Source organism: Sutterella wadsworthensis 2_1_59BFAA (genome assembly GCF_000297775.1).
Classification (GTDB): Bacteria; Pseudomonadota; Gammaproteobacteria; order Burkholderiales; family Burkholderiaceae_F; genus Sutterella; species Sutterella wadsworthensis_A.
Map to the genome: position 1 here is coordinate 151,179 of NZ_JH815521.1, position 5,235 is coordinate 156,413.

The window sequence follows — 5,235 nt, forward strand, 5'->3', positions numbered from 1 at the left end:
GAGAGCAGCTTCTCGGAGGTTCCACCGTTGGGATACGCCCTGCGGACCGAACTTTCGAGTCCGGCCACTGCCCCGGCATGACGAATCAAGTCCAGAGCCCCTACACGGGTTCGTTTGGCAGAGAGCTCGGCAGTCTGAGCCGCTTCGGCTGGCTTCTTCTTGGGGCGGCAACGGGTTGTCACCGTTTCGCCTTCCAGGATTTTTTCACCCGTCCGACGGCTCGACAGAAGGACGTTGTAGCCCTTTGCCGGATCGTATTGATAGCGACGTTCCTCGATGTATTTGACGCCGGTCTTTTTGTTCGTTACTGCCACACGGCGAACTTTGACCGGGAACTCCTTCCGAGCTGCCATTTGATCTCCTTTTATGGGTGTATATAATTATATCATATGCACCCATCGCGGTGCAAGAAAAAAGCCCCGATTAAACAGGGCTTTTAAGAGAAGTGTCTGCTTCGTTTCTGGGCTTTGAGTGATCTTTTGACGACTTGCAGGTCGCATAAGAATCCAGAACCCGACGCCTCTCGCCGAGACAAAAAAAGCCCTGCAACCGCATGGGGCAGGGCTGAAAATCAAATCCACCGACCGACCGGCAGATCTTGCTGAATTCGGGGCGGACCCACAAAATCCGTTCCCGAACGGACGCCGCGCAACCCCGCAAGCAAGTAGGCGGGAAGCACAAGCGACAAGAGAAGCATACAGGAAATCCGCCCGCCCGTTTGACCCCCGTTCACTCGCGAATCCGCCGCGACGAGGCCGTGAATTGCGTTTTCCGCAATTCGAAGCATGCGCAAAAACTGCCCGCGCTAAATTTCTTTTCATTGGCACGGCGCACGACCGGACGCCCGAGCGCGTCGTCGCGAATCTCTCCCGGCCCGCACACGAGAACAAAACAATTCTTACTCCCCTTCGCGCCGTGCGAAATTCAATTGTCACATCCGTGCGCTCCCTTGAGCGGCCCGCACAAAACCCGAAATTCGCCCGAACCTCACCCGTCCTACCCATTTCGGGATATGTGCCACGCAACAACTCAAACGGCCGTCACGAATATCACCCCTTCAGCCCCCATCGGGAACGCATGACGAGATGAGATCTCACGGTACGGCACTTTCACTATCGTACCTTGACGTTCTCTCCGCCGTGAACGACGGAGATTCTCTACTGTGTCAGCAGCATGCGCTGCTGATCACTTCGGTGGATTCCTGCTGCTGATTCGGCGCCGGTTTTTTAGACCGACCCGGATTCACTTGAGCCTGAGCATTCTTCTCAGACTCCCCACAGGCTAACGAGCTTCGTCCGCGCTCTTTGCTGTTGATCGCAGCCACGACGTCCGCGTTTCCCTGATGTCCGCAGGAGATGCATTTGAACAACGCCTGCGTCTTGCGATTGTCTTTGGAAACACAGCCGCATATCGGGCAGGTGCGACTTGTATTCTGCGGCGGCACCGTATGAACGTGTCCGCCCAGTCTCAACGCCTTCCATTCAAGCTTGTTGAAGAAAATCCCCCAGCCTTGATCGAGAATGGAACGGTTGAGACCGCTCTTTTGTGCAACGCGACTGCCGGGCTCCTCAACAGTTCCCTTCGCGGATGCCGTCATGTTCTTGATCTTCAAGTCCTCTCTGAAAATTTCTGCGTGGTTCTTGCAGATTTCCAGCGAGACCTTTTCGATGAAATCACGACGGACATTGGCGATATGCTGATGAAGCCTTGCAATCGCGGCCTTCTGTTTGCGCCAATTCTTCCCGAACTTCTGCATTCTTGCGAGCCTGCGCTGCATCCAAGCAAGCTTCTTAAGCTGCTTCTTGAGTGCGCCGCACGGCTCGAAGAACGTGCCGTCGGAAAGCGTGCAGAAACGGACGCATCCCATGTCGATGCCGACACTGTCGCCGGCATGTTTGGGAGGCTCCATTTCGTACTCGGTTTGGATGGAGACGTGCCATCCGTCGGCCTGTCGGGAAACCGTCACATTCTTGGCCTTGCCTTGAATGAAGCGGCTTCGCTTGTATTTGACCCAGCCGATGCTCGGCAGATAAATCTGCCGTCGTCCTTCGTCAATCTTGAAGCCCTGCGGGAAGCGGAAGGAGTCCGTTGTCACGAACTTCTTGTGCTTCTTCGGGAAGGCCGACAGACCTTTGAAGAACTTCTGGAAGCCGCCCATCAAATCCTTCAACGACTGTTGGAGAACCTGCGAGTGCGTTTTCTTGAGCCAGGGATTCTGCTCCTTCCAAACCAGCAGTTCGGTGCAAAGCTTCGAATAGCTGAGATGAAAGGCGGGATCCGCTGCACGACGCTCTTCGTTCCATGCAAGCCCTTGGTTGTACACCCAACGCGTACAACCGGCGAAGCGGGACATCTTTCTGTTCTGTGCTCCGTCGGGTTTCAGTTTGAACGAAAAGCCTTGGCGAATAATCATGCCAATATTATACTTAGTCTCTCGAAAGGAGACACGATGCAAAACACCGATGTTCGTAGGGGAAGACACTGTGTATTCATGATGCACGTGCATTTGGTCTTCGTGACAAAATACAGGCGTGCACGCTTTTCAGCAGATCAACTTGGGTTCCTCAAAGACATCTTCGAGAACGTCTGCAAGGACTTCAATGCAGAACTGGTTGAAATGAACGGAGAGCGGGATCATGTTCACCTGCTGGTGAACTATCCTCCCAATATTGCCCCTTCGCATTGTTACGTGCTAAGTGTACCCCTTAAGCGGTAGCGGTCGTCTCCTTGGCTTGACCCTTTTTACGCGGTCGAGGAGGACCGTAGCACACAGCTGATGAAAAGCCAGCTGCTGCGCTCCCTCAGCGCTGCCCGGCTACCGTCGCCTGACGGGTCAAGGGGGCGAGGCATTTAATGGGGTGGCCGTTCGTAGAACGGACGGGGCTCCCCGTTCATTGCCGAAGAACCCTTGACGCGCTATCTGTTGCGCCATAATCGCGGGCTTGCCCGCCCACAGCATGTGGGCGGGTTGCCAAGCGGCGAGCGCAAGAATATACGTTGACCAGACATACCTCTTTGGGGGGGTACATTAACACGTAAATTTACGAAGTGCCCCAATATTTCCGTTTCGAAGCTCGTCAACAGCCTCAAGGGCGTGTCGAGCCGAATGCTTCGAAAGCAATCGCAGGCCGGGTTCGAAAGATGCTTCGGGTCTTGTCTATGGTCGCCTTCGTATTTCGCCGCCAGCTGCGGCGGAGCTCCGCTCTCGATTATCAAGACATACATCGAGAATCAGGAGAGGCCGAGCTAAACAAATACATGGTCAGCTCCCTATTTGCAAGGGTTAAATGTTGCCTTTAGGGTACAACTTCCCCTGAGGGCGCGCAAACCCAACCGCGCGCCCTCATTCAATTACGTGGCGAAGCCACATTCTGTGGAAACGTTGATCGATTGGCTGAAGCTCCGGCGTCGCGTGTTGGCGCACGAATAGGCTAAATTCCCATCTTCCCTGGTTGGGGAGCGCTTAGAGAGACGCTCAACAGCTTCCATCGACTCGCGCACAGTTAGCAGTCATCAGTCTTCGTTCCCGTCCAAATCTTTAGCGCGGAACGCGCTAGTGACTTCGTTCAGACTTCTACCAGAAGAACCGCTTTCAACAATAATCGAAGTTGAAGAAAGGGCTTCACTGAAATACATCCGCGGTCAGGAGGCATTCATTCCTAAGCCTCAGCCGACATAGTGAGATTCGGAACAACAAAGGTGCTTTATAAACTGCGCGTGATTAACGCTATCTATACGATATCACATTTTGTTTATCAGCATCACTCTATTGCGTTGAGCACGATTCATCACTAGTAGTTGCTTTCGTAGTCCTTGGCGGTATTTTGCCGATGATCGCTATGTGCGATCCGTACCTTTAACGGCTCGGTACGGGTGTGTAATCTACCTTGTCCTTCATCAGGCGATAAATGATTCGGGCTAGCTTGGCTGCAATTGCACAGGCAATAACGCCTCGTTTCTTGCCGCTATCTCGCAGTTTTCGAACCCAGTCGCCAAAATTCCCTTTCAGCTTGTCGGCGTGCATGAGAATCACCTGTCCGCATTGCACCAGATTCGCGCGCAGCCTCTTGGGGCCGCATTTTGTGATGCCATTCAACGTGGTGTTGCCACCGGTGCTGTTCTGCTTCGGAACAAGCCCAATGGAAGCAGCAAACTGCCCGCTGTTTTTGAAACGCCCGATGTCGCCGCCGATGTGCACCAACATTCCGACTGCCGTCTGAGCACCACCCCCCGGTATGGTCATAATGCGTTTGGCGTCGTCATCCGTCTTGGCAATCTCTTCCATTCGCTTTTTAGCTCCCTCCTCTTGCTCGAAAAGGTTGAGCCACATCTCGCGTCGACGGAGAAAAGATGCCATCACTGCCTCAGGGATCAGTTCCGCATTCTTCTCCAGATGAGCCACCATGCGGGACTGAATGAAAGCTGTAGACTTTCGCGCAGGACAGCCGAACTCTTCGAGACCGGCGTGTATCTGATTCCCTACTTGGATCCGCAACTCCTGAAAGCTCTTGTACTCGTTCTGCAGGAATTGCAGCGACTGCTGGCGTTGATTCTTCACGAAGACGAATTTGGTGCCGGGGACGTAGAGGAGCCTGGCAATGTAGTCCGCATCTCGAATGTCGTTCTTTTGACAAACATTGCGCAATGCCTTGACATCAGCCCCTTTGACGAGACGAGCATCGTGGCCGAGATCGGCAATATCGCGTGCGCGAACATGGCAACCTTTGCATGACTCCATCAGGACAACGGCAGGATGTGCGTTCGCAAGCCATTCCATAAGCTTTGGGAAGGACATGTTGGCTTTGCTGAAGCAGACCTTGTTGTCGGCATTGTATGCAACAACGTCGCAATGGTCTTTGGCCAGGTCGATGCCAATCGCAACGGCGATCTTGCGTGAGAGCGTCAGAAATTTTGTGTCCATGGGATAATCGGAGCCCGCCAAACGGGTGCATCCAATGAACACGAACACCAAACGCAATTCTCGTAAGAAGTCCACCACCCCCCTCGATAGCCACATCGAGCAGTACGTTTCCGAGCTTCGAGCATCGGGCCGCCCCCTAGGAGCCGAAGCCTTCTCCGAGGCCGTACGTACCTTCTCCCAACGCTTTGTCGAAGCCATGCTGCAGGGAGAAATGGATGCCCATCTCACCGGCTGTCAGCCCACCGAAACGCCTCCTGAAGAAGTTGATGCTGACGAGCTTTCCCTTGTCCCCAACAAGCGCAACGGCTTTAGCC

Annotated in this window: 3 protein-coding genes and 3 pseudogenes; 3 read left to right on the top strand and 3 right to left on the bottom strand. The window is 54.0% G+C overall.

Annotation, left to right across the window (positions count from 1 at the left end):
- Positions 1-353, bottom strand: a pseudogene (locus HMPREF9465_RS13550) (hypothetical protein); the annotation flags it as partial.
- An 812-nt stretch (positions 354-1,165) separates the two neighbouring features.
- The gene (locus HMPREF9465_RS11490; RefSeq protein ID WP_231289394.1) at positions 1,166-2,482 is read right to left on the bottom strand and encodes an RNA-guided endonuclease InsQ/TnpB family protein; all 1,317 of its coding nucleotides are present in this window, start codon (positions 2,480-2,482) and stop codon (positions 1,166-1,168) included.
- Between HMPREF9465_RS11490 and tnpA the strand changes: the two are divergent.
- Both tnpA and HMPREF9465_RS12990 read left to right on the top strand, forming a co-directional pair.
- Positions 2,450-2,683, top strand: a pseudogene (gene tnpA, locus HMPREF9465_RS12985) (IS200/IS605 family transposase); the annotation flags it as partial. The gene HMPREF9465_RS11490 and the pseudogene tnpA sit on opposite strands and share 33 nt — an antisense overlap.
- A 375-nt stretch (positions 2,684-3,058) precedes the next feature.
- Entirely contained in the window at positions 3,059-3,250 is a 192-nt protein-coding gene (locus HMPREF9465_RS12990; RefSeq protein WP_419723249.1) for an IS200/IS605 family transposase, read from the top strand.
- Between the two features lie 606 nt (positions 3,251-3,856).
- On the opposite strand, the gene HMPREF9465_RS11495 is transcribed toward HMPREF9465_RS12990, so the two are convergent.
- The gene (locus HMPREF9465_RS11495; RefSeq protein ID WP_005437177.1) at positions 3,857-4,921 is read right to left on the bottom strand and encodes an IS110 family transposase; all 1,065 of its coding nucleotides are present in this window, start codon (positions 4,919-4,921) and stop codon (positions 3,857-3,859) included.
- Between the two features lie 34 nt (positions 4,922-4,955).
- Here HMPREF9465_RS11495 and HMPREF9465_RS13555 point away from each other — a divergent pair.
- Positions 4,956-5,235: pseudogene (locus HMPREF9465_RS13555) on the top strand (IS256 family transposase); the annotation flags it as partial.

What these genes read in the sequence shown, in the direction of transcription:
- HMPREF9465_RS11495 (WP_005437177.1), bottom strand. Translation starts at nt 4,921, where the DNA reads ATGGACACAAAATTTCTGACGCTCTCACGCAAGATCGCCGTTGCGATT.